18 protein-coding genes are annotated in these 23,529 nt (G+C 72.9%); 9 read left to right on the plus strand and 9 right to left on the minus strand.

Going from position 1 to position 23,529, the window contains the following annotated elements; all coding sequences use genetic code 11:
* The first annotated feature begins 268 nt into the window (after positions 1 to 268).
* A complete protein-coding gene (locus ABZ937_RS27410; protein WP_361695987.1) occupies positions 269 to 862 on the plus strand; it encodes a TetR/AcrR family transcriptional regulator in 594 nt (197 codons plus the stop codon).
* On the opposite strand, the gene ABZ937_RS27415 is transcribed toward ABZ937_RS27410, so the two are convergent.
* From ABZ937_RS27415 to ABZ937_RS27430, 4 genes are all read right to left on the minus strand, one after another.
* Positions 859 to 1,596 carry a hypothetical protein gene (locus ABZ937_RS27415; RefSeq protein WP_361695988.1) on the minus strand — a complete coding sequence of 246 codons (738 nt, stop codon included), beginning with the start codon at positions 1,594 to 1,596 and terminating at the stop codon, positions 859 to 861. The genes ABZ937_RS27410 and ABZ937_RS27415 overlap by 4 nt on opposite strands.
* Positions 1,593 to 2,213, minus strand: coding sequence for a sigma-70 family RNA polymerase sigma factor (locus tag ABZ937_RS27420; RefSeq protein WP_361695989.1), 621 nt, complete (start codon positions 2,211 to 2,213; stop codon positions 1,593 to 1,595). The genes ABZ937_RS27415 and ABZ937_RS27420 overlap by 4 nt, the downstream gene beginning before the upstream one ends.
* Positions 2,210 to 2,395: a hypothetical protein gene (locus tag ABZ937_RS27425; RefSeq protein ID WP_361695990.1), complete on the minus strand. Its 186-nt coding sequence runs from the start codon at positions 2,393 to 2,395 to the stop codon at positions 2,210 to 2,212. Before ABZ937_RS27425 ends, ABZ937_RS27420 begins: the two co-directional genes overlap by 4 nt.
* 181 nt (positions 2,396 to 2,576) lie before the next feature.
* Positions 2,577 to 3,086, minus strand: a complete 510-nt coding sequence (locus ABZ937_RS27430; RefSeq protein ID WP_361695991.1) for a hypothetical protein — start codon at positions 3,084 to 3,086, stop codon at positions 2,577 to 2,579.
* A 139-nt stretch (positions 3,087 to 3,225) separates the two neighbouring features.
* Between ABZ937_RS27430 and ABZ937_RS27435 the strand changes: the two genes are divergently transcribed.
* Genes ABZ937_RS27435 through ABZ937_RS27445 form a run of 3 tightly spaced genes read left to right on the plus strand, consistent with a single transcriptional unit; the run spans position 3,226 to position 8,452 of the window.
* The gene (locus tag ABZ937_RS27435; protein ID WP_361695992.1) at positions 3,226 to 5,715 is read left to right on the plus strand and encodes a DUF4132 domain-containing protein; all 2,490 of its coding nucleotides are present in this window, start codon (positions 3,226 to 3,228) and stop codon (positions 5,713 to 5,715) included.
* Entirely contained in the window at positions 5,715 to 8,060 is a 2,346-nt protein-coding gene (locus tag ABZ937_RS27440) for a DUF4132 domain-containing protein (protein ID WP_361695993.1), read from the plus strand. The genes ABZ937_RS27435 and ABZ937_RS27440 overlap by 1 nt, the downstream gene beginning before the upstream one ends.
* Positions 8,060 to 8,452: a hypothetical protein gene (locus ABZ937_RS27445; RefSeq protein ID WP_361695994.1), complete on the plus strand. Its 393-nt coding sequence runs from the start codon at positions 8,060 to 8,062 to the stop codon at positions 8,450 to 8,452. Before ABZ937_RS27440 ends, ABZ937_RS27445 begins: the two co-directional genes overlap by 1 nt.
* An 8-nt stretch (positions 8,453 to 8,460) precedes the next feature.
* On the opposite strand, the gene ABZ937_RS27450 is transcribed toward ABZ937_RS27445, so the two are convergent.
* The gene (locus ABZ937_RS27450) at positions 8,461 to 10,155 is read right to left on the minus strand and encodes a hypothetical protein (protein ID WP_361695995.1); all 1,695 of its coding nucleotides are present in this window, start codon (positions 10,153 to 10,155) and stop codon (positions 8,461 to 8,463) included.
* Positions 10,156 to 10,298: 143 nt separating this feature from the next.
* Positions 10,299 to 11,531 (minus strand): MFS transporter, encoded by a 1,233-nt coding sequence (locus ABZ937_RS27455; protein ID WP_361695996.1) that lies wholly within the window; start codon positions 11,529 to 11,531, stop codon positions 10,299 to 10,301.
* Positions 11,532 to 11,729: 198 nt separating this feature from the next.
* On the opposite strand from ABZ937_RS27455, the gene ABZ937_RS27460 reads away from it, so the two are divergent.
* Together ABZ937_RS27460 and ABZ937_RS27465 are read left to right on the plus strand one after the other, a co-directional pair.
* Positions 11,730 to 12,218, plus strand: coding sequence for a hypothetical protein (locus ABZ937_RS27460; protein ID WP_361695997.1), 489 nt, complete (start codon positions 11,730 to 11,732; stop codon positions 12,216 to 12,218).
* Positions 12,219 to 12,221: 3 nt separating this feature from the next.
* Positions 12,222 to 16,817 (plus strand): caspase family protein, encoded by a 4,596-nt coding sequence (locus tag ABZ937_RS27465; RefSeq protein WP_361695998.1) that lies wholly within the window; start codon positions 12,222 to 12,224, stop codon positions 16,815 to 16,817.
* 25 nt (positions 16,818 to 16,842) lie between these two features.
* Here the strand turns inward: ABZ937_RS27465 and ABZ937_RS27470 are convergent, their stop codons facing one another.
* Together ABZ937_RS27470 and ABZ937_RS27475 are read right to left on the minus strand one after the other, a co-directional pair.
* On the minus strand, positions 16,843 to 17,664 hold the full coding sequence (locus tag ABZ937_RS27470) for a MerR family transcriptional regulator (RefSeq protein ID WP_361695999.1): 822 nt from the start codon (positions 17,662 to 17,664) through the stop codon (positions 16,843 to 16,845).
* A gap of 184 nt (positions 17,665 to 17,848) precedes the next feature.
* Positions 17,849 to 18,055: a hypothetical protein gene (locus tag ABZ937_RS27475; RefSeq protein ID WP_361696000.1), complete on the minus strand. Its 207-nt coding sequence runs from the start codon at positions 18,053 to 18,055 to the stop codon at positions 17,849 to 17,851.
* 237 nt (positions 18,056 to 18,292) lie between these two features.
* On the opposite strand from ABZ937_RS27475, the gene ABZ937_RS27480 reads away from it, so the two are divergent.
* From ABZ937_RS27480 to ABZ937_RS27490, 3 genes are all read left to right on the plus strand, one after another.
* Positions 18,293 to 20,131 (plus strand): glycoside hydrolase family 15 protein, encoded by a 1,839-nt coding sequence (locus ABZ937_RS27480; RefSeq protein WP_361696001.1) that lies wholly within the window; start codon positions 18,293 to 18,295, stop codon positions 20,129 to 20,131.
* Positions 20,132 to 20,285: 154 nt separating this feature from the next.
* On the plus strand, positions 20,286 to 21,791 hold the full coding sequence (locus tag ABZ937_RS27485; protein ID WP_361696002.1) for an FG-GAP repeat protein: 1,506 nt from the start codon (positions 20,286 to 20,288) through the stop codon (positions 21,789 to 21,791).
* 99 nt (positions 21,792 to 21,890) lie between these two features.
* On the plus strand, positions 21,891 to 22,127 hold the full coding sequence (locus ABZ937_RS27490) for a hypothetical protein (RefSeq protein WP_361696003.1): 237 nt from the start codon (positions 21,891 to 21,893) through the stop codon (positions 22,125 to 22,127).
* A gap of 12 nt (positions 22,128 to 22,139) precedes the next feature.
* On the opposite strand, the gene ABZ937_RS27495 is transcribed toward ABZ937_RS27490, so the two are convergent.
* Positions 22,140 to 23,468, minus strand: coding sequence for a hypothetical protein (locus tag ABZ937_RS27495; RefSeq protein ID WP_361696004.1), 1,329 nt, complete (start codon positions 23,466 to 23,468; stop codon positions 22,140 to 22,142).
* Positions 23,469 to 23,529: the final 61 nt, after the last annotated feature.

The raw sequence follows: 23,529 nt of genomic DNA on the forward strand, positions 1-23,529 counted from the left end.
GCTTCTTTCGCATTTCCAGGACAAAGGGGATTCGGCAGCTGGTATACCGCGTGGCGCGGGAGTGGTCGTACGGACCTGCGCCGTGTGGGCGAAGCGCGTGTGCGGGATGCCGGCCCCGGACAGTGCCGGCCGGCGACTGCCGCAGGGCCACGTCCGCAGCTATGGTGGACCTAAACGGACAACTGTCCGCTACCTGGAGAACGTACCGGACAGTTGTCCGGTTAGCAAGGGCGAGGTTCGGCCACGAACGCTCGGTCGAGGAGGACGAGTGCCGCAGCAGCAGGACTCACCCCGGCGCTCGGACGCGCAGCGCAACCGCGAGCGCATCCTGGAGGTGGCACTCGCCGAACTGTCGCACTGCGCGGACGCCCCGCTGAGCATGATCGCCAAGAAGGCCGGCGTCGGGCAGGGCACGTTCTACCGCAACTTCCCCAACCGCGAGTCACTCGTCCTTGAGATCTACCGCCACGAGATGCAGCAGGTCGCGGACAGCGCAGCCCACCTGATGGAGACCCGGGCCCCCGACGAGGCCCTGCGGGCCTGGATGGACCGGCTCGCCGAGTTCGCCATGACCAAGGCCGGACTGGCCGACGCGATCCGGCAGGCCACCGGCACACCGGGCGGCCCGGCGAAGCCGCCCCACACGCCGGTGACCTCGGCGGCGGAACTCCTGCTCCGCGCCAACGAGGAAGCCGGCACCATCCGGCCCGGCGTCACCCCGGACGACTTCCTCCTCGCCATCGCGGGCCTGTGGCAACTCGAACCGCACCAGGACTGGCGCCCCCGCGCCGCCCGCCTCCTCGACCTCGTCATGGACGGCCTGCGGACGGGGGCACCGCTCCCTGGCCGGACGGCGTCCTAGGTGGCGCAGGGCCGGGTGGGGAGGCCGGCCAGGCGGCGTACGTGGCGCAGGAGCAGGGTTTTGGGGAAGGGGATGACCCCTACGTCCGGGTGGTGCCGCTCGACGATGTAGTCGTTGACGCAACCGGTGAGGAGATCCTCGGTGAGTACGGGCGCGTCCGTACGGTCGCCCAGGTACTCCTCGGGAGTGAAGCCGTGCACGGCGAGCTGGCTCTCCCAGTGCTCCGCGTCGTAGAACTCACCCTGCCGGGCGTGGTCGAGGAAGAGGCAGTACGCGGAGGAGTGGTCTCCCGCGCCGGCGGCGAACTGCCACCAGAACCTGGCTCCCTCGCCATGGCCCCACAGGTGGAGCATGCAGGCGAAGGTCCGGGCGCCGGCCTGGTGCGCGTAGTGGTGGTCGATGAACGCCGCCAGGTCCTGTTCGGCCCCCGGGGACAGCAGGACGAGCAGGCTGACAGCCCGCAGATCCGCGTCCGCGCGGCCGATGTCGGCGGTGGTGCGGGCGCCCGGAGCGGTCCAGGCGAGCTCGAACGGCACGATGGTCGCTGCCTCCGTGGGACCGATGCCTTCGCCGCCGTGCAGCGGGCACACCAACCTGTGGCGGAGATCGCGGCGCCGCATGAGGCGCGCCCTGGCTGCGGTCAGGTCGTAGGTGTCGTATCGATCCTTCGTCCGTGCTCGGGCCAGCCACTCGTCGAGGGTGTGCCTCGAAGTGGGCTTGGCAGGGTGGGTCATGACGTCTTCTTCCCCTCGTCGGCACGGTCGGCGTCCTCGGCCCGCAGGAGACGGGCCAGACGCCGACGGGCCTGGCTCAGGTGCGAGCGGACGGTGGCTTCCTCAAGGCCCAGGAGCGCCGCGGCCTCCACGGTGCTGTACCCCAGCCCGTAATGGAGCGTGATCAGGTCGCGCTGGCGCTCGCTCAGCCTGCGTGTGGCGGAGTACAGGGTGATCGCGTCCGCCAGACCGTCGTACGGGTCATCGGCGTTGTCCCGCACCGCCGCTTCGAATGCGGCGACGTCCATGGGTTCCGGGCGGCGCTGCCTCTTGCGTTGCTGGTCTCTGATGCGGTTCTTCAGGATCGCCCAGGCGTACGCCTCGGCGTGTTCCATCTGGCGCATCTGATTCCATTTGTCCATCACGGCGTCGAAGGCGGCATCCACCGCCTCCTCGGTGTCGGCGTCCGAGCCGAGCTGGAGATAGGCGAAGCCCATGTAGCTCTGGCGCCGATCCGCGTGGAACGCCCAGTACGAGGCCCGGGCGGCATCCGGCCACTGTGCCATGGGCACGGCCTTCCGCCGGCGGCTCGGAAGGCCGACGGCGCCGCTGGACTCCTCGGTTCCGCCCTCGCTCACCGGTCCCTCCCGGTCAACTCGCCGGGCGTGGTGTGCTGTTGGTCCGGCCTGGACGGATGCATCCCGCTGATGCCCACGCGGACGAAGGCCGTGAGTACCCGCTTGGAAAGTCGGATCGTGTCGGGGCCGAAGACCCGGATCGCCAGTGCGGTCAGCAGCAACGCCGCAACAGCGTCGTGCACGTGCCCTCCCCGTTGGAAGTGGTCTCAATTTCGCCGCCTCCCCCCTCGGCGTCGGAAGGCGAACGCCTCCATCAATAGAGCGTTCAGGGGGCGGGAAACGTGCAGGTCGACCGTCAAAAAATATTGAAATCAGAAGCCGAGTCATTTCGATCAGGCTTCGATCAAAAAAATTCCCGCACGGTCAGGAAGAGTGGACTGTTCGCCAGCGGGGGGCCTCGTCGTCGGGGACGTCGGGGGAGGCGAAGTGGAACGGCACGCCGAGGTGGCCGGCCAGGGCTCGTCCCGCCTCGGCGGCGGCCGTCCCCGGCGCGGGCCCGCCACGGCGGTGGAGGACGGTCGCCAGGTGGCCTTCCCCGGACGGCTCCTCAAGGACGGCGACCAGGAGCACGAACCAGTCGTGCACGGTGTCGCCGTCCCAGAGAGCCTCGATCGCGGCCACCCGGCCCGGCTGGGCGAGAGCGCGAGCGGCGAGAGAGGTGACGTCGAGCGGATCCGGCGGCGTTCGCCGCACCCGATCGCCCAGGGCCTCGTAGCGCGCGTGGACCACCCGCTCCGCCTCGGGCACGCCCAGCCCCAGCGGGCGCAGCGCTTCCAGCACGGCCCTGACCGCCGGAATCCGGCGGTCCGACAGCACGTTCGCGTCGACCTCCCGGCGGGTCCGCTCCTCCAGGTAGGCCCACCACCCGCTCACCGGGGCACCGGGCATCGCGTGCAGTGCGTCATGGGCTCGAACCTACCTCAGCGACGAACGACCAGGCTCCGGGCCGGCCTCGTCGGCGGCTTCCAGGCGGCTTGATCGTATTGTCAGTGCCCCCTGCCATCATCTCGCCATGCTCTACGACGCCTTGACGGCCGAATCCCGTAGGAACGACGCGCTGGACGACGTGAGGTCCGGCGCGCTCGACCGCGTCCGCTGGCTCGTCGGCCTGCTGGAGCGTCAGCGGGCCGAGTTCCGGCACGCCATGGGGCACGAGCACCGGCGATCCAGAGCGGCGGGCGCGGCGACCCAGGCCGAGATCGACCAGCGGCTCGCGGCCTGCGCGGACGAGGAGGGCCGGGCCGCGGTCCTGTGCCTCATGCTGGCCGCCCGCTCCGACGCCACGAGCCTGTGGCAGTACGACATCGAGATCGAGTCCCTGATCTCCCGGGTGCGCGGCTGGACGCCGGACGAGGTCGCGGTGATGCTGCTCCGCGCCACCGAGTGCGACAGGGGGTACCGGCTCGCCCCCTCGCTGGAGCTGGTGCTGAACGCCGCCGACCAGCTCGACGCCGACGGCCGCCGCGCGGTCCTGCCCTGGCTGCGGCACGCGTACACGCGGCTCATGGACACCACGGTCGAGGCGCGGAGGCGCGCGTCGCTCGCCCAGCGCCTGCGCGTACTGCTCGCCGGCGCGGACGAGGCGTGCCTCCCCGAGGGGCTGATCCCCGCCCACGCTCCCTGGGCGGCCCCGCTGAGCGACCGTGCGAAGACCGCTCCGACACCGGAACTGGCGGGACTCATACGGCACTTGGCGAGCCTCTCGGCGCCGCGCCCGGCACAGCGGTGGCGGCGGACGTGCCTCGAACTGGTGGACGCGGCGTCGGCGCGGGGCCTCGTGGCCGACGTCCTGCGCGCGCTGGCCGAGGACGACCCGCTGTGCAGCAGGGACAGCGGTGCGCACTCCGGCTGGCTCAGCGGCGACTACCACTACCTCGTCCACCAGAACGACGGGGACCTGGCGCGCGGTGTCGCCTGGGCCGCCGCGCTGACCGCCGGCCCGGCCGCGGTGCGGCACCTCGGCGCGCTGGCTCTGCGCACCGGCGGCACCCGGAGCGACGTCGTGGAAGACCTCAAACTCGCGGGCGCGGCGGTCAACGCGCTGGCCGAGACCGGCGATCCGGGTGCGGTGGAGGCCCTGTGGGGGCTGCGGTCCCGGATCGGGCACCGGGCGCTGCGCAAGCAGCTCGACACCGCACTGGTGACGGCGGCCGCACAGCAGGGGATCACGGCCGCGCAGCTCATCGAGCGCAGCGTGCCGGACCACGGTCTGGCACCGGACGGCTCGCTGGAACGGGAACTGGGCGGACACCGGGTCCGGCTGGCGATCGAGGGCGCGGCGACCGTGCGGCTCACCTTCACCCGCCCCGACGGAAAGACGTCCCGCACGGCTCCGGCGGCACTGAAGGACGGCTTCCCGGACGAACTCCAGGCACTGAAGGCCCTGGCCAAGGCGGTGCGCGGCACCCTGGCGGGCGAACGGGCCCGCGCGGAGGCACTGATGTCCGCCGGGCGCGAATGGCCGTACGACGAGTGGTGCCGCTACTACCGCGACCACCCGGTCACCGGAACCCTCGTGCGCGGCCTGATCTGGGAGTTCCGGGACGCGGACGGCGAGTGGCGCGCGGTGGCACCGGCGGATGGGCCGTCCGGCCGGCCCGAGCGCGTCCGGCTGTGGCACCCGATCCGGGCGGCGACGGACGAGATCAGGGCCTGGCGGGAGCGGCTTGTCGCCGAGCGGCTGCGGCAGCCGTTCAAACAGGCGTTCCGGGAGATCTACCTGCTCACCCCGGCGGAGCGGGAGACCGGCGGCTACTCCAACCGGTTCGCCGCGCACATCGTCCACTACCGGCAGCTCTACGCGCTGTTCAAGGAACGCGGCTGGCAGGCCAACTTCCTCGGCCGGTACGACGGCGGCTACGACGGGCTGGCGCGGGCCGAGTTCGGCGACGGCGAGTGGCGGGCCTGCTTCCACCACGAGCCCGCCGCGGACGACGACGGAGGCCACGCACCCGAGCACGCCGCGACGGACCAGGTCCGCTTCGAGCGGCGGGACGGCCGGCGCTGGCGGGAGGTTCCCCTGGCCGAGGTGCCCCCGCTGGTGTTCAGCGAGGCGATGCGGGACGTCGATCTGTTCGTGGGCGTGACGTCGATCGCCGCCGATCCCGACTGGACCGACCGAGGCGAGGACCGCTACGCCGGGTACTGGCGGACGGCCACGTTCGGTGAGCTGACGGCGAGCGCCGAGGTCCGCCGCGCGGCGCTGGAACGGATCCTGCCGCGGCTGAGGATCGCCGCCCGGTGCACGCTCGACGGCCGCTTCCTGACCGTCCGGGGGGACCTGAACACGTACCGGATCCACCTGGGCTCGGCCAACATCCTCATGGAACCGGACGACTCCTACCTGTGCATCGTGCCCTCGCGCGGCAAGAGCGGCGGCACCGTCTTCCTGCCGTTCGAGGACGAACGGCTCTCCCTCATCCTCAGCAAGGCGATGCTGCTGGCCGCCGACACGAAGATCACCGATCCCACGATCCTCCACCAGATCAAGAGAGGCGCCTGATGGACCTCCCCCAGCGACTGACGCGCGCACTGACCGACCCGGACTTCACCCTGGACGACACCGACGGGCGCCCGGATCTGTCACAGGTCTCCGAAGAGGACCTCGGCGACCTCCTCGTGGAGGTCCACCGGCCCGGGGCCCCGGGCACGCCCGCGCGGTCGGCCGTCCGTTTCGCGGTCGAGGACGAGGCCAGGGAGCGCCCGCCGCGCTACACACCCGACGCGTGCCGCCGGATGTTCGAGGTACTCGTCACCCGGTGCCAGGAGCAGGGCTGGGCCGACCTCACGCTGGGCCTGGACGCACTGGAGCACTGCACGGGACCGCAGCCCGACGTGTCCGGACCGGCCCGCACCCTGGTCGGGCTGTGGCTGGAGAAGGACTCCGTGCGCCAGCCGTACGCGCTGCTCGCGGTCGCGAGGCTGGCCGGCGACGCGACACTGCGCGCGGCCGTGGACCGGCTCTCCCGCGATGTCGGTCCCATCGTCGCGGACGAGATCGCCGTCATCGCCGGCCTCACCCCGGCCGAACGGACACCGCTGGCCGAGATCGACCGGCAGCACAGGTTCCTCTCGCCGCTCGACCACGCGTGGCGCAGGGCGGCCGACCACCCCGCCTACGTGGCGTTCGCCCGCCGCGCGCTGGAAGCGGCGGCCGACCGCACCGACGCGATCCGGGCGGGCGAGATCCCCTACCGGGCGGACAAGGCGTTCACGGACCGGGAGATCACCTCGCTCGGGCAGGCCCTGCGGGTGGCGCTGCTGCGCGACGAGCCCTGGCTGCCCCAGCTGTTCGAGCGGCTGCTGCCCGGCGTCGCCCTCGCCCCGACCACGGCGAAGACACTTCCGTCGCAGGCCATGCTGTACGAGGTGGTCCGCGCCGCGCAGGACTACCCGACGCCCGAGCTGGTGACCGCGATCCGCACCGTGCGCCGGACCGTCCGGCACGCCGGGGTGCCCAAGCAGCTCGACAAGATGCTCAAGAAGGCCGACGCGGCCCTGGCCGAGCGCACCGACGTGGCACTGCGGCTGCCGAGGCTGGAGTTCGAGACCGCGGCCGTCGGCGGCTCCGCCGTGGGCGGCGTCCTGCGCCGGGCGGCCGGCGACTACCAGGCCGTCGTCACGGTCACCGATACCGCCGCGCTGACCTGGGAGAAGGACGGCCAGCCGCTGCGCAGCCTCCCGGCGCCGGTCCGGCGCGACCACCCCGCCCTGGTCAAGGAGCTGCGCGAGCTGGTGAAGCGGGTGAACGCGCAACTCGTCACCCTCGTCCGCGCGCTGGAGGGCGGCTTCAGCGTGGACGCCGTCCACCCCTACGGCTGGTGGCGCACCGAGCTGGCCGGGCACCCCCTGGCCCGGACCCTCGTGCGACGGCTGATCTGGGAGACCGAGGTCGCCCCCGGCCAGTGGCGGGCCGTGCTGCCCGAGACGGACGAGGACCTCCCCGACGCCCCCGACGACGCCTCCGTACGCCTCTGGCACCCGCTCCGCTCCGACCCCGACGTCGTGCGGGCCTGGCGGGACCTGCTCACCGAGCGGCGTATACGGCAGCCCTTCAAGCAGGCGTTCCGGGAGATCTACCTGCTCACCCCGGCCGAGGAGCAGACCCGCGTCTACTCCAACCGCTTCGCCGCGCACCTCGTGCACTACCGCCGGATGTTCGCCCTGCTGCGGGCCCGGGGCTGGAAGAGCGACCGGCTCGGCCCCTGGGACGGCGGGGAGGGCGACGAGGCCGAGCGCACGCTCGCGGCGGGGGAGTGGCGGGTCCGCTTCTTCCACCACTGGGCGGACTGGGCGGGCGACGACGAACTGGCCTCGACCGACCAGGTGCGCTTCGACCGGAAGGCGGCGGGCACCTGGCGCGAGGCACCGCTGGCCGAGGTGCCGCCGCTGGTGTTCAGCGAGGCGATGCGCGATGTGGACCTCTTCGTCGGGGTGACCTCGGTCGCCGCCGATCCCGACTGGAGGGACGGCGGCTGGGTGCGCGCCTACTGGGAGCGGGCCTCCTTCGCCGAGCTGACGGAGAGCGGCGAGGCGCGCCGCGACGCCCTGACCCGCATCCTGCCGCGCCTGAAGATCGCCGACCGGTGCGCGCTCGACGGCCGCTTCCTCGTGGTCCGGGGCGATCTGCGCACGTACAAGATCCACCTGGGCTCGGCCAACATCCTGATGGAGCCGGACGACAGCTACCTGTGCATCGTGCAGACGCGGCGCTCGGGCGACGGGAAGGTCTTCCTCCCGTTCGAGGACGACCGGCTCTCCCTCATCCTCAGCAAGGCGTTCCTGCTCGCCGCCGACGCCCGGATCACCGACGAGTCCATCCTCATGCAGATCAAGAGAGGTGCCTGATGGCCACCGTGACATTCCGGGACGAGACCGCGACGGGCAAGCCGGTCACCGAGTGGGAGGTCGCCGGACTGCCGGACCGGATGACCGTACGGGAGCTGGTCCGCCTCCGGGTCCGCGAGGAGGTCGTCCGGCACAACGCCCGCCCCGGCAACCGCTTCAACGGTCTCGTCCGTCCCGACGACGCCGAGACGGAGCTGAACGGCTACCGGCTCCGCGAACCCCGCCGCATCGACTGGGAGCGCCAGGCCGAGATCGCCGAGCGCGCCTTCCTGGCCAACGGGTTCTTCGTGCTGGCCGGCGACCGCCAGGTCGAGGACCTCGACGAGGTCGTGGACCTCACCACCGACCCCGACCTGGTCTTCATCAAGCTCGTCGCCCTCGTGGGCGGCTGAGTGACCGCTCAGTGGGCCTCCGCGCAGCAGCCGTGCCGGGGCGCGGAGGGCGCGGCCGTGTCCAGGCGGCAGAAGCAGGACGCCTCGATCGGTACGTCCGCCAGCGCCGTGGCGATCCTCAGTTGCTGGGCCAGGATCCGGGCCTCCCCCTCCTTGCCGAGCCGTACCAGGCATTCGTGGAGGCCGTGCAGGGCCCACACGTTGCCCGGGTGCTGCAGCGGACGCGGGAGCGTGTCGTCGAGTCCGAGGTCGGCGCGGTAGACGGCCTCGGCCTCCGCGACCCGGCCCTGTTCGAGGAGCAGCGCGCCGTACGCGTGCCGGGTGGGCTGCATCCAACCCCACGGCTCGTCGTACGGAAGGCCGTCGTCCAGCTCGATCGACCGGCGCAGCGCCGCGAACGCCGCCTCGTGGTCCCCCTTGCGGTAGTGCAGCTCTCCGTCCAGCATCTGCGCGGCGATCGCCAGGATGTCCGCACAGGTGTTGTTGAACAGCATCCGGGTCTCCGGGACCAGGGCGACCGCCTCGCGGAAGAACCCGCGCTCCCTCTCGGCCTCGTCGGTCCGGCCCGTGGCCGAGAGGGCGACCCCGCGCGCGTACCGCAGCATCGCCGTGGTCACGCAGTACAGCCGGGGGTCGGCGGGCAGCGGCAGGCTCAGGATGTCGTCCCAGCGCCCGAAGCGGATGAGCACGTGCACCCGCATCGCGAGGAAGCCCTCCAGCCAGTCCGCCATGGGCGGGCTCTCCACGCGCAGCAGTTCTTCGGGTACGGCCGCTTCGAGGCGGTCCGCCGTCTCGACCGCGTCCTGGAAACGGCCCAGGAACATCGCGCCGTAGATCTTGAAGTGGTAGTTGTGACACCGGTACAGGGTGTAGAAGTTCATCGCCCCGGCCCTGGCGAAGAACTTCTCGTCGGCCGCGCTCGCGTCGGTGTTGTCGGAGACGACACGGCGGTAGTCGCCGCAGAGGACTTCCAGGTGGGACGGCATGTGCCGGAGATGGCCCGCGTCCGGCACCAGACCGCGCAGCCGGTCACCCGCCGGCAGGGCGGCCTCGGGCGTCGGGGACATCTCCATCAGGTGGATGTACATGTGGAGCAGGCCCGGGTGCCGCGCGCCCGCCGCCGTGGCGAGGGCCCGCTCCAGTACCGCCCTGGCCTCGGTGGTGCGCGAGCCCGCGGCAGGCGTGCCCGTGCGGATGTCCCACAGCCGCCAGGGCGTGAGGTTCATCAGGGCGTCGGCGTACAGGGTGGCCACGTCGAGGTCGTCGGCCGCCAGCCGGTGGACCTCCCGCATGCGGTCGGCGTAGGCGGCGTTCCACACGGAGCAGTCCTCCGCGTCCGGGGCCTGGGCCCGTGGGTAGCGGGCACCCAGGGCCGCGACGAGGGCCTGCTCGACCGGGGTGGCGCCGGCGGCCTTCGCCTGTGCGCGCCGCACGGCGGCGTGCGCACGCTCCACCGTCCGCCCCAGGTCCTGCTCGTCGAAGAACTCCCACGGCTTGTTGTAGTTGGGGCCGAGCGCGTAGGCCAGGCCCCAGTCGGCCATGGCGCAGTCGGGATCGGCCGCGGCGGCGGCCTCGAAGCAGCGGACGGCCTCCTCGTGGTTGAAGGCGTACGTCCAGTTCAGCCCGCGGTCGAACCAGGTCTGTGCCTCGGAGGACGACGTCGTCACGCGCCGGCCGTGGCTGCCGAGGTCGTAGTAGTCCACACGAACTCCTCAAGGCTGACGGCCCACCGCCTGGGGGCCACCGGGACGGCACGACAGCGGCCGGTCCCACGACCCTAGCGAAGGACGGTGCGGCCACCCCTTCCCTCGTGCACGAAACACGCGATGGGGCAGCGGCGTCCCCGTCAGCCCGTTCCGGCGGCGAACACCGGTTCCCCGGCCTCTTCGGGCGCACGCCGGCCCGTCGACAGGCGTGTGGCCGGTCCCATCGCGTACGCGGCGGCCGGCATGAGCGCGCCGAGCAGCAGCCAGCCGGGCGTCCCCCAGCCCAGGAGCAGCCAGGTCACCATCAGCGGGCCCAGGGTGCGGGCGACGGTCACCCCGGTGCCGAAGAAGCCCTGGTACTCGCCCACCCGGTCGGCCGGCGCGAGGTCGAAGGACAGCTGCCAGGAGCCCGCCGACTGCTGCATCTCCGCCAGGACCTGAAGCACCGCACCGGCGATCAGGATCGCCGCCGCGGGCCGGCCGGACCGCCCCGCCGACAGCGCGAACACCGCGCAGGAGGCGAACATCACGAGTCCGGAGCGGCGCAGCACCCGCAGGGCGCTGCCGAGCCCCGTCACCGCCCTGGCCGCCCGCACCTGGAACAGCGTCACCGCCAGCGTGTTGAGCACGAACAGCCCCGACGCAAGCCAGGCCGGCGCCCCGGTCCGCTCGGTGATCCACAGCGGCAGCGCGAGGCTGAGCAGCGGCAGCCGCAGCAGCATGACGGCGTTGAGGACCGCGACCAGGGCGTACCGCCGGTCGCGCAGCACCGCGAACCGGCGACCGCCGCCGCCCGGACCGACGGAGGCCACGGCGGTCACGGCGGGCAGCCGCAGCAGGAGCAGCGAGCAGACCAGGAAGCAGAGCGTGTCCAGCACGAGCACACCCCGGTACGCCGCCGCCGTCCCGGCACTCAGTGCCAGCCCGCCGAGCGCCGCGCCCACCGCGAGACCGCCGTTCAGGGTCGACTGCAGCCGCGCCAGCAGCCCCGTCCGCTCCCCGGCCGGCACCAGGCCCGCCAGCAGTGCCTGGCGGGCCGCGGCGAGTCCCGACTGCGCGGAGGCGTAGACACCGGCCGTGAGGACGAACGGTACGAAGCCTCGTACGAGGAGGAAGGAGGCGACCGCCGTCGAGGTGCCCAGCGCCAGCAGCACCGAGGTGCCGCGTGGCCCGCGCCGGTCCGCCAGCCGCCCGAGCGGCACCCCGACCAGCGAACCGACCGCCCAGGCGAGGGTCAGCCCGAGCCCCACGCGTGCGGGAGCGAGCCCGACGACATGGGTGAAGTACAGCGCCGAGGTCACGTAATAGGCGCCGTCCCCCACGGAGTTGGCGAGCTGGGCCAGCGCCAGGAGGCGCTGCGGTCGATGCGTCATACCGAGGACACTAGAGGCCCGGTGGGCCGACCAGCAGACCCAATCCGAAGCGACTTCAGTGGTCCATTCAGTAGGCTGCCGCCGCCGACGGCGAGGAGCCGACGGGAGGCTCCGCTTGTCCGAACTCCCCTGTTACCGCGTTCAGTTGATACTGGTAGTGTCGCGTGGCCCGCAAGTTGCTCCAGTCGCGGAGGGTATGTGAAGGTCACTCTGTCCCCGGGCGATCCGCACGGCGGCGCGGTCGCGGCCACGAGCGATCTGCACAGATGGCTGCAGCGCCACCCGGAGCTGCGCGGCCGGCTCGTGCGGCAGCCGGCGGCACCGCCGCCGCCCGGGACCATGGGCGCGTCGGGGGAGTTCCTGACTTTGCTGCTGGCGCCCGGCGGCCTGACCGCGGCCCTGGCGGCGGCCGTCGTGGCCTGGCTGCAGAACAGGCGTGGCGACCAGACCGTCACGATCACCCTGCCCGACCAGACGCAGATCACGGTCGCCTCCACCAAGGTGCGCGGACTGACCGCACAGGCCACCGGCGACCTGGCCCAGCGCATCGCGGCGGCGATCGAGGAGTCCGGGCGCACGACGGACGGAGGGAACCAGCGGAGTGCGCCGCGGGACGGCGGGACTCCCGAAGAGCCGGACACGGGGAGGCCGGCGGCACCGGCGGGCGACGGGGGAGAGAGAACCTGAGGCATGGCGGAGGCGAACGGGGGAGACGCGCGAGGCCTGCTGGGGAGTGACTGCCGCGCCCTGGTCGTCGGCACGGGCCGGCACGTCGAGGGCGCGCGGCTCGCCGACCTGCCGAGCGCGGTCCGGACGGCCGGCGCACTGGCGGACACCCTCACCTCGGCCTGCGGAATGGCCGCCGACCGCGTGCGTCTGGTCACCGACCCGCACTCGGCCGCCGACATCCTCGGCCCGCTGGAGGAAGCCCTCGGCGAGGCCCAGGGCGGAGTGCTCGTCTTCTGCTTCGTCGGCCACGGGCTGCTGGGCCCGGGAGGGAAGCTGTATCTGGCCACGACCGCCACGCCCTCCCACGACAACACCATCCACGCCGTGCCCTACTCCGAGATCGAGAACCGGCTCGGTGACGCCCCGGTGCGCCCCGTGGTGATCCTCGACTGCTGCTTCTCGGGACTCGCAGAGGCCGCGGGGCGCGGGCAGCGCGAGGACCCCTACCTCTCGGTGCGGCCGCACGGCAGCTTCCTGCTGGCCTCGGCCACCCACTACGCGGCGTCCTTCGCCCCCGAGGGCGAGAGGCACACCCTGTTCGGCGGGGAACTGCTGCGGCTGCTCGACGAAGGCGAGACCGGCGGGCCGAGGTGGCTCACCCTGGCCGACGTGTACCGGCACCTCGACCGACGCTTCGAGGACTCGCCCGCCCGGCCCCACGCCGGCAGCGTCGGCCGGCTCGGCGACCTGGTCCTGGCCGCCAACCCGCGCTATGCCGCGCCCACCGCCACGGACCCGGGCCCGGTCCCGCAGCCCAGCGACGGCCCCTGCCCCTACCCCGGCATGCGGCCGTTCCGGCCGGAGCAGCGCCATCTGTTCTTCGGCCGGGAGGAACTGACCCGGCGCCTGCTGGAGCGGGTCACCGCCACCGACCACAGCGGCCCCCTCCTGCTCGTGGGCCCCTCCGGTGTCGGGAAGTCGTCGCTGCTCCGGGCCGGTCTCGGCGCCGCGCTCGACACCACGGACCGCAAGCCGGTGCTCATGGTGCCCGCACCGGGCGCACTGCCGTTCAGGACGCTCACGGCGGCCTGGGCCCAAGCCGTCGGGCGGCCGTTCGGCGAGGTGGAACGGGACCTGGGAGCCGGCCGGTTCACCGCACCGGGCGACCGCCGCGCGGTGCCCCGTGTGCTGGTGATCGACCAACTGGAGGAGATCTTCACCCACTGCCGGGACACCGAGGAGCGTCGCCTGTTCGTCCGCGCCCTCGCCGGCCCGGCGGACGGCACCCGTCCTGCGGACGGCTCGGGCCCTGCGGACGGCACCGGCCCGCGGGTGGTCCTCGGCCTGCGCGCCGACTACCTCGGCCAGTGTCTGCGGGACCCCCGGCTCGCCCGGATCGTCAGAGCCGGCCAGTTCGCCGTACCGGCGATGGACGACGACGAACTGCGGGCCGCCATCGAGGAGCCCGCCCGGAGTGCGGGACTGCACTGGGAGGACGGCCTGCCGGACCTGCTGCTGCGGGACCTGCGACAGGAGCGGGTGGGTGCCGGTGACGCCATCGCCCTGCCGTTCCTCGCGCACGCCCTCCAGGAGACCTGGCACCGACGGCGCGGCGCGCAGCTCACCTTCGCCGGCTACCTGGCCTCCGGCGGCATCCGCACCTCCGTGGCGAAGACCGCCGAGGACATCCACAACGCGCTCGACCCCGACGGCCGCGAACGACTGCGGGCACTCCTGCTGCGGATGGTGCACCTCGTCGACGACGAGGGCAGAGCGGCGCGGCGCCGGGTGCCCCTGGAGGATCTGGACGGCGCCGGCGACCTGCTCGACCGGCTGGCCGACGCCCGACTCGTCGTCCTGGACGACGGCGTGGCACAGCTCTGCCACGACTCCCTCCTGCACGGCTGGCCACGGCTGCGGAACTGGATCAACGCCGACCTCGACGTCCTGCTGGTGCGCCGCAGGCTCGCCCAGGCCGCCGACGCCTGGGCGGCGAACGGCAGGCCGGCGAGCGGGCTGTACGCCGGCGGCCATCTCGCCGTCGCGCGGGCCATGATGGAGGACGACGGGCGCACGTTCGGACTGCGGCCGGTGGAGCGGGACTTCATCGCGGCCGGCGAGCGCAGCGAGCGCCGCCGCAAGAAGCTGATCCGGACGGGGATCGCCTCGGTCGTGGTCCTCGCCCTGCTGGCGACGACCCTCGCCGTGGTGGCGCGAGTGGCGCAGGGCCGCGCCGAGGAGCGGGAGACCCGGCTGATCGCGGAGCAGGTGGCCAAGCAGGCCGACGAGATGCGGAAACAGGACCCGCAGACCGCGCTGCAGCTGAGCCTGGCCGCCTACCGCACCGCTCGCACGCCCGAAACCCGGTCCGCGCTCTACTCCTCGTACATCTCCACCACGCCCGTGGACCTCCAAGGCACCGAGGAGCCCGTGCTCAACGTCGCCTTCCGGTCCGACGGCGAGGTCCTGGCGACCAGCCAGCACGGCGGGCGGGTCCAGCTGTGGAACATCGCCCGCCCCGCCGTTCCCCGCAAGGGCGCCGCGCTCCGACTGGGCAGCACGGCCGCCATCGCCTTCCAGCCGGGCACCCACCTGCTGGCCGTCCACACCCGGGACCGGCTCCTGGTGTGGGACACCTCCGACCCCGACAGGCCCCGGAAGGTGGCGGAGCGCACCACCACGAAGGGAACGACGTACTCCGTCGCCTTCAGTCCCGACGGCAGGACCCTCGCCAGCGGCTCCGACGACGGCCGGCTGCGGTTGTGGGACATGTCCGTCCCCGACCGGCCCCGGCTGCGGTACGAGAAGTCCGTCACCGGCGGCGTCGAACTCATCTCGGTGACGTTCACCCGTGACGGACGGCACCTGCTGACCGGCAACGGCAATCCCGAGGGCACCCGCTCCGGGCACGCCGCGGTGAAACTGTGGGACGTGCGGGATCCGGGCCGCCCGGTACTGCGGGACACCGCCGCGGCCGACAGCGTCATGGCCGTCGCCGCGCATCCCCGCAGAGACCTGGCCGTCGCCACGGGGGCGGCCGGAAGCATCGCCTGGTGGGCGATCGAGGGCGGCGAGCGGCTGCGACGCATCGCACCGAGCGAAGAGTACTCCCGGCCGCCCAGATGGGGAGGCGTCGACCCCCAGGGCGGCATGCCCTCGCTCGCCTTCCGGAAGGACGGCGAGATCCTCGCCGGCGCCAACTCCGCCGACCCCACCATGCTGCTGCGCAGGGTCGGAAAGAACGAGTCCTCGCTCTACGACCTCCTGGCGGAGTTCGCCGCGAGGCCCGCGGGCGAACCCGTCCAGGCCGTCGCCTACAGCCCCGACGGCACCTACATCGCGGCCGGCGACATGGGCGGCTCGGTACGGCTGTGGCCGGAGCGCCCGCCGGCGCCGGCGGTCCCCGGGGCCCTGCCCGCCCTGACCAACACCGACCCCGGGACGCAGGCCGTCAGCCCCGACGGCCGCTACCTCCTCACCGAGGCCAGTGGGGAGAAGTACACGACACTGCACCGCGTATGGGACGTCGGGAACCCCGTGCGGCCGCGTCTCGCCTTCACGCTGCCCCAGCCCTGGGAGGCACGCTACTTCCTGCCGCACCGCAAGACCTCGGTGCTGGTGACCCACCGTCTGACGTCCACACCGGACGAACACCTCTTCCGCCTCATGGAGTTCGACGGAAGCGGTCCACCCCGGCCCGGCAAGGACATCAAGGTGACGGCGCCCGACGTGGTGACGGCCGTGAGCGCCGACGGCAGACTGTTCGCCGTCGGCCTGGTGGGCACCCGCCGTACCGAGGTGTGGGACCTCACCGACGCGCACCGGCCGGTGCGGCGGTCCGTGATGGACGCACCGACCGATCCGGAACACGGCCGGCCGTGGTTCCTCGACGACCGGACCCTCGTCACCGCCGAGACCCACGCCTCCGCTCGCGACCTGCGGCTGTGGGACCTCACCGACCCCCGGCACCCGCGCAAGGCCGCCAGGATCCCCGAGGGCGGAGACGGACAGGAGGCGGCCTACCTCGACGCGCAGCACGTGCTGATCACCGAGCGGCCCGGCGACACCCTGCGACTGTGGAACGTCAGCGACCCGGACCGTCCGCGGGAAGGGAGCCGGCTGCGCGCCGCACCGGGCGGGTACTACCCGGTCGGCGGCGGCCGGCTGGCGACCCTGCTGCACAACGGGACGATCCTCTTCTGGGACATCAGCGACGTCGCCCACCCCCGGCGCCTGGACAGCCTCAGGCTCGACCACACCGTCGATTCCATCACCGTGACCCCGGACGAACGGCACATCGTGACCGGCCTGACGCTCGGCGGCCGGTCGTTCGACACGACCAAGGAATTCCGGATCTGGACCATCGGACCGGACGGACGCTGGCGGACTCCCGCCGGGACCAGCCTCGCGGGCGTGTCCGAGATGCAGGTCCTCCCGGGCGACAACTCCCGCATGGTCGTGGTGGCGAAAGTGGACGACGACAACTGGACGTTCCTGCTCGGCCTCGACAGCGACCGCGTCTACGGGACGCTGTGCCGCACCCACCCGCTGAGCGTCCCGAAGAGCCAGTGGAAGAGCCTCTTCCCGCATCTGGCACCCCGGGCCTCGTGCGGCTGAGCGAACGGCGCCACGAGCGGGGTGATCAGGCCCGGATCACCGGCGCCTGCAGTTCCGTCACCCAGTCGGCACGGTTCTCGGGGCACTCCAGGCTGACCTCGCGGGGGTACCCGGTCGACCGGTAGCCGCCCGCGTCGATCCAGCGGGCCAGGGTCTGGGCGGTGGGCAGCACGGTGTCCATCGAGCCGCGGTGCACGATGGTCGCCGCATGGTCCAGAGCTGGCAGGTCGACGACGCGGAAGGCGCCGTCCTGGAGCGGGGCGGAGACCTGGACGGCGGCGTGGACGGTGATCCTGCCGCCGCCCTCCGGGGCGTCCTCGTAGTGGGCGACGCCGGGGCCCGTGGGGGTGACGCCCGCCGAGCGCAGCTGCCGGAACAGCTCGTCGTAGAGCGGTCCGATGACCGGGCCGATGTCCTCGGGCTGGAAACTGGCGGCGGTCGCGGTCAGCTCGGCCACCCGGACGGCGGGAACGGTCTTGATGACGACGTCGTTCGCGGGCATGCGCCCCTCGCTCTCGATCGCTCGGAGCCGCGCCTCGACCTGCACCAGCCGCGCTTCCGCGGCGGCCACGGCCGTCTCCAGCTCGGCCCGCCGCAGCCGCAGCATGCCGCGCAGCTCCTCGGCGCCGACCTTCTCGTCCACGATGTCCCGGACCTGCTGAAGGGTGAACCCCAGGTCCTTGAGCGCGATGACGCGGTTGAGCCGGGCGAGCTGAGCGGCGGTGTAGTGGCGATAGCCGGTGGCGGGGTCGACATGGGCCGGGCGCAGCAGGCCGGTCGCGTCGTAGTGACGCAGCATCCGGACCGACACGCGGCCGTGCCGGGCGAAGTCTCCGATGGTGAACATGATGACTCCGAGCTGATCGCCTGACACGGTGTGAGAGTCAAGACGCTACCCGGTGGCCACGCCACGTGAAGGCGCCGGATGACCGTGAGCGACGTACCGCACACGGAACGCGCCCACGGCACCGGCCGGGCACCCTCGCCCGGCCGGTCTCCCCGTTCGATTTCCCTTCCGTCCCCGGACCGCCCTAGGGCAGCAGCTTCTCGATGGCCGCCGGCCCCTCCGACTCCAGCTTGCGACGCGCCCACTCGAGGTTCTTCGGTGTGACGTCCCTGCCCGCCGCCATCACCATGTCCTCGGGGGTGACGCCCGCGCGGGGCGCGGAGTGGAGCCGGGCGTCCGGGGTGCAGACGTCGTCCGACGTACGGGACTCTTCAGGTATGGATGTCGACATGATGCCTCCTCCTCGGTCCGGATGACCGCATCCGTGCCGGTGCCTCCGAACGGGGCACACTCTCACCATTGCCCTCCCCGGCGCACCCTGCATCCGGAAGCGCCTCGGGGGCAGGTGAGGAGCGCGTTCCCACGCCATACGAAACCACGCACTCCTAAGCTGGAAAACACCCCGCACACGGGAAACGCGGCTCGCGGGCGGGGACAGCGCACCGCACCGCTCACCGGGAGGCCGACGATGGCCGAGATGCTGTTTCCCGAGCACGCCGCCGCCCGCTCCCGCTACCTGCCCATCGCCGAGCACGGCCTCATCGGCGACCTGCGCAGTGTCGCACTGGTCGGCACCAACGGCACGATCGACTGGTACTGCTGCCCGTCCTTCGACTCGCCCAGCGTCTTCGCCGCGATCCTCGACGCCGAGCGGGGCGGACGCTTCGAGCTGGCCGCCGCCGTACCGGCCCGCACCAAGCAGTTCTACTTCCCCGACACGAACGTGCTGATCACCCGCTTCTTCACCGAGGAGGGCGTCGGCGAGGTGCAGGACTTCATGCCGGTCTGCTGCGCCGGGTCCGACGAGGTGGGCCGGCACCGGCTGATCCGGCGCGTGGTGTGCGTCCGCGGCACCGTGCCGTTCCGGGCCCTGATCGCCCCGCGCTTCAACTACGGCGCCGACCCGCACACCCTGCGCTCCGAGGACGGCATGGTCTTCTTCGAGTCCCCGGAGCGGTCCCTGGCGCTCACCTCCACCGTGGCCGTGGAGGACGACGGCTGCGACGCGTCGGCCGACTTCAAGCTGAGCGAGGGCGAGACGGCGGTGTTCGCGCTCGACCAGCTCGGCGACGAAGTGCTGCCCCGCGGCTGCGCCCACGCCGAGGCCGAGGCCGAGTTCACCGCCACGGTCAGCTACTGGCGGAAGTGGCTGCACCAGTCCCGCTACCGGGGCCGCTGGCGCGAGATGGTGCACCGCTCCGCGCTCACCCTGAAGCTGCTCACCTACGCCCCCACCGGCGCCATCGTCGCCGCCCCCACCACCAGCCTGCCCGAGCAGATCGGCGGCGAGCGCAACTGGGACTACCGCTACGTGTGGGTGCGCGACGCCGCCTTCGCCGTGTACGCCCTGCTCAGGCTCGGCTTCAGCAGCGAGGCCGCGGCCTTCATGAAGTTCCTCACCACGCACATCGGCCCCGGCGACGGCGCCGCCTCCGGACCGCTGCAGATCATGTACGGCATCGACGGCCGCGCCGACCTGCCCGAACGCGAGCTGCCCCACCTGGAGGGGCACCTGGGCTCCGCGCCGGTCCGGGTCGGCAACGCCGCCGCCGACCAGCTCCAGCTGGACATCTACGGCGCCCTGATCGACTCCATCTACCTCTACGACAAGTGGGCCCAGCCCATCTCCAGCGGCCAGTGGGACGACGTGTGCCGGGTGGTCGACTGGGTGTGCGACCACTGGGACCAGCCCGACGAGGGCGTGTGGGAGACCCGTGGCGGTCGCAAGAGCTTCCTGTACTCGCGGCTGATGTGCTGGGTCGCGATCGAGCGGGCCATCCGCCTCGCCAACCACCGGGGGCTGCCTGCCGACCATCGTCGCTGGCGACAGGCCCGGGACACCATCTACCGGCGGATCATGGACCACGGCTGGTCGGAGCGCCGGAGCGCCTTCGCGCAGTACGAGGACGCCGACGTGCTCGACGCCTCGGTGCTGATGATGCCGCTCGCCAAGTTCATCGCGCCCACCGACCCGAAGTGGCTGTCCACCCTGGACGCCCTCACCGAGGACCTGGTCTCCGACTCCCTCGTCTACCGCTACGACCCCGAGGCCAGCCCCGACGGGCTCCGCGGCGACGAGGGCACCTTCTCCATCTGCTCCTTCTGGTACGTCGAGGCACTCGTGAGGGCCGGACGGGTCGACGAGGCCCGGCTGGCGTTCGAGAAGATGCTCACCTACGCCAACCATCTCGGCCTGTACGCCGAGGAGATCGGCCGCACCGGCGAGCAACAGGGCAACTTCCCGCAGGCGTTCACCCATCTGTCCCTGATCAGCGCCGCGTTCAACCTGGACCGTGCCCTCGGCTGAACCGTCCGGCACATCCCGGTCCGGCCACGGCTGTCACCGCCGTGTCACAGCCCGTCCGCGCCCCACAACCACCCCCACCCCTCACGGGTCGAACCATGCGCCGACACGGACCGGTCGGCTGATGGATCATCAACTCCCCTGGGGGACAAGGGACATGACTCGAAACACCCGTCGCACCGCAGGCTCCGCCGCCGTCGCGGCGGCCTCCTTCCTGCTGCTCGCCTCGGCGGGCATCCTCGCCGCCCCGGCCGCCTTCGCGGGCGTACCCGGCGGCACCACGGCCGCCGACCGCAACAGCGACTTCGACGGCGACGGCTACACCGACCTGCTCACCGGTGTCCCCGAGGGCACCGTCGACGGCAAGGAAGGCGCAGGCTACGTCACCGTGCAGTACGGCGCCCCGAACGGCATCGGCACCCGCACCACCGTCCCCAAGGGCCGGGTCCAGGTCGTCAGCCAGTCCACCAAGGGCGTGCCCGGCACCTCCGAGGCCTGGGACGACTTCGGGCAGGCTGTCGCCACCGGCGACCTGGACGGCGACGGCTACGACGACGCGGTGATCGGCGCGCCCGGCGAGGACGAGGGCCCCGTCGCCGACGCCGGCCGGGTGACCGTCCTGTACGGCTCGAAGAAGGGCCTCGGCGCCGAGCGGACCGCCTCGGTCACCGCGGCGAAGCCCGCCGCCGGCGCCCGCTTCGGCCTGGCCGCGGCCGCCGCCCGGTTCACCGGCGACGTGGACTCCGACCAGCTCGTCGTGGTCGACCAGAAGGTGGGCCTGACCGCGTTCACCTGGCACGCGGGCGTCCTGCGGCAGGTCGGAGCCCCGCACTCCACCGGCCATCGGCTCCAGCCCGCCTACGTCACCACCGGCGACTACGACCGCAACGGCTACGCCGACCTGGTCGTCTCCGGCTTCAACCCCGAGGACGACCACACCCAGGGCTGGTCGGCGTACTACGCGGGCGGCTCCGAGGGGCTCGCCTACCGCCGGGACCTGCATGGCGGCCTCGGCTCGGCCTCCGGCGACATCAACCGCGACGGCTACGACGACCTCGTCGTCGGCCAGCCCAGCGCCGTCGACGAGGCCACCGGTGACGCGAACGCCCCCGGCGGATTGGTCGGCGTCTACTACGGCGGCAAGAACGGCCCGGCCGGCACCCAGGGCCCCGGCACCGCCCCGCAGTGGTGGTCGCAGAACTCCCCGGGCGTCCCCGGCACCGCCGAGGAGGGCGACGCGTGGGGCGCCGACCTGTCCGTCGCCGACGTGACCGGCGACGGCTACGCGGACGTGGCGGTCGGCGCGCCCGGCGAGGACGTGGGCACCGTCGCCGACGCGGGCGCCGTCTGGCTGCTGCGCGGCTCCCGCACCGGCCTCACCGGCAGCCACGCCCAGTCCTTCGACCAGAACACCCGGGCCGTCCCCGGCACGGCCGAGGCCGACGACGCGTGGGGCGCCCAGGTGCGCCTCGCCGACACCGACGGCGACGGCCGCGCCGAACTGATCGCCGCCGCGCCCGGCGAGAACGCGGGCGACGGCGTGGTGTGGCTCCTCCCCGCGAGCGGCAGCGGCCTGCTCGCCGACGGCTCCTGGACCTACGGCGCAGCCGGCCTCGGCGGCCCCGCCCACGCGGCCCGCTTCGGCGCGGTGATCGACGAGTAGGGCCGGGCCGAAGCGGGCTGTGTGCCCGCAGGTCGCACGGGTACCCGGGGTGTCCGAAAGCGCAAGCGACACAGGGTCGACCGAAGGAGGAGACCCCGGATGACCAGCACCAGCGAGACCGGCGGCATCACCGGTACCCGAGACAAGGACTACAACCTCATCTGGTACGTGGAGGCGTGCCTGAGCAACGCCCTTCGCCTGGAGCAGTACATCCAGGACGCCGAGCGCGACAAGGACAGCGAGGTCGTGGACCTGTTCCGCAAGGCCCAGGCCGACAGCCGCAAGGGTGCCGAACTGGGCAAGCAGCTGTTGCGCTCGCGGATCGACGGCGGCTGACCACCGCCCCGCTCAGGCGAACCGGGAACTGGGCACGGGCCCGGCGGACCGCACGCGCGCCCGGTCGCCGCGCAGCCATGTGCCGGCGACGGCCGTGGCGAACGCGGTGAACTCCGTGTCGCCGTCCGCCGGGCCGTCGCCGTCCCCGGGATCGGCGGCCGGGTCCGCGGCGGTGATCCCGGCGGCGACCTCCGCCTCCGGGCGGTCGTCCGCCGGCCCCCGCTCGACCCCGCCGTCCTTACCCTGGCGCAGCTGCTCGCCCCACGGCGCCACCACCGACTGGTGCAGCAGGGCGGCACTGTCCGGGGTGATCGCGGGCGGGTCCGTCCAGCAGCACGCGTGCGCGTGCAGCACCTGGCCCGGGGCGCGTTCGAACAGCTCCCCGATCAGCTCGGGACCGCCGTCGTGCGCCGCGACCCCGTCGAGGTCGTAGGCCACGACGACCGTGTCCGCCCGGCCCGGCGCGAACGGCTCGGCCGGCAGGCCCAGCACCTCCGCCGCGGCGAGCCCCAGGATCCGCGAGTCCCGGTCCGGCAGCAGCGACACCGACCGGGGCCGCACCCCGGTGGCCGCGAGGAGGGCGCGCAGCCGCAGGAGGCCGCGCAGACACTGGTCCGGGGTGTCCTGCAGCCAGGCGTAGCGGCCGTTCATCCCCGCGTCGAAGCCGTAAGGCGACAGCGTGCCGAGGACCGTGCCGCCGATCACGTACTGCCAGCCCCGCAGATCGGACCGGTCGAGCCGGCCCGCCCGCTCGGCGTCGACCGCCCGCGCGAGCATCCGGTTCTGCCGGTCCCGGGCCGGCTGCCACTGCGCGTCCTCCGGGTCGGACAGCAGCGCGTGCTGGCGCCGGGCCTGCTCCAGCTCGCCCGCCAGCACGGCGTTGAACACCAGCAGATAGCGGTCCGGCCAGTCCAGGAGGCGGCTTTCGTGCCGGGCGAGTTCGGTCATCGCCTCCTGGTGCCGGCCCTCGTCCTCGTACGCGGACACCAGCTCCCGCAGTACCGGCAGGGCGCCGCCGCTGCGGCTCAGCGCCGCACGCAGCGCGGGGACCGCCAGCGCGGACACCCCGCGCTCGATGCACGCGTACCCGTAGTCGTAGAGCGCCCGCGCGTCCTCGGGGGCGGCGGCCAGCGCGGCCGCTGCCCCGGCGAGGTCGTCGAAGCCGGCGGCGCCGGCCGCCCGCCCCACCACCAGGGCCACCTCACCGAGCGGCTGGTCCTCCCCGGCCGCCCGCACCTGCCGCAGCGCACCGGGCACATCCCCGGCGTCCAGGGCCTCCCAGGCGGTGAGCAGTGCGGGGGACTCGGGCCGGTTCTTCCGGCGATTCCTGCGCGAGAACATGCCGGAGATCATCACGCATCGCCCGGCGGGACCTCAACGGAATTCTTCGCGTCCGGGCCGC

Origin of the sequence: Streptomyces sp. NPDC046727 (genome assembly GCF_040645635.1) — a bacterium.
In the GTDB taxonomy this organism is placed as follows: domain Bacteria; phylum Actinomycetota; class Actinomycetes; order Streptomycetales; family Streptomycetaceae; genus Streptomyces.

Excerpts from the sequence above, each read along its gene's own strand:
- ABZ937_RS27415 (WP_361695988.1), bottom strand. The coding sequence starts at position 1,596 with ATGACCCACCCTGCCAAGCCCACTTCGAGGCACACCCTCGACGAGTGG.
- ABZ937_RS27435 (WP_361695992.1), top strand. The coding sequence starts at position 3,226 with ATGCTCTACGACGCCTTGACGGCCGAATCCCGTAGGAACGACGCGCTG.
- ABZ937_RS27440 (WP_361695993.1), top strand. The coding sequence starts at position 5,715 with ATGGACCTCCCCCAGCGACTGACGCGCGCACTGACCGACCCGGACTTC.
- ABZ937_RS27445 (WP_361695994.1), top strand. The coding sequence starts at position 8,060 with ATGGCCACCGTGACATTCCGGGACGAGACCGCGACGGGCAAGCCGGTC.
- ABZ937_RS27455 (WP_361695996.1), bottom strand. The coding sequence starts at position 11,531 with ATGACGCATCGACCGCAGCGCCTCCTGGCGCTGGCCCAGCTCGCCAAC.
- ABZ937_RS27465 (WP_361695998.1), top strand. The coding sequence starts at position 12,222 with ATGGCGGAGGCGAACGGGGGAGACGCGCGAGGCCTGCTGGGGAGTGAC.
- ABZ937_RS27470 (WP_361695999.1), bottom strand. The coding sequence starts at position 17,664 with ATGTTCACCATCGGAGACTTCGCCCGGCACGGCCGCGTGTCGGTCCGG.
- ABZ937_RS27475 (WP_361696000.1), bottom strand. The coding sequence starts at position 18,055 with ATGTCGACATCCATACCTGAAGAGTCCCGTACGTCGGACGACGTCTGC.
- ABZ937_RS27480 (WP_361696001.1), top strand. The coding sequence starts at position 18,293 with ATGGCCGAGATGCTGTTTCCCGAGCACGCCGCCGCCCGCTCCCGCTAC.
- ABZ937_RS27485 (WP_361696002.1), top strand. The coding sequence starts at position 20,286 with ATGACTCGAAACACCCGTCGCACCGCAGGCTCCGCCGCCGTCGCGGCG.
- ABZ937_RS27490 (WP_361696003.1), top strand. The coding sequence starts at position 21,891 with ATGACCAGCACCAGCGAGACCGGCGGCATCACCGGTACCCGAGACAAG.
- ABZ937_RS27495 (WP_361696004.1), bottom strand. The coding sequence starts at position 23,468 with ATGTTCTCGCGCAGGAATCGCCGGAAGAACCGGCCCGAGTCCCCCGCA.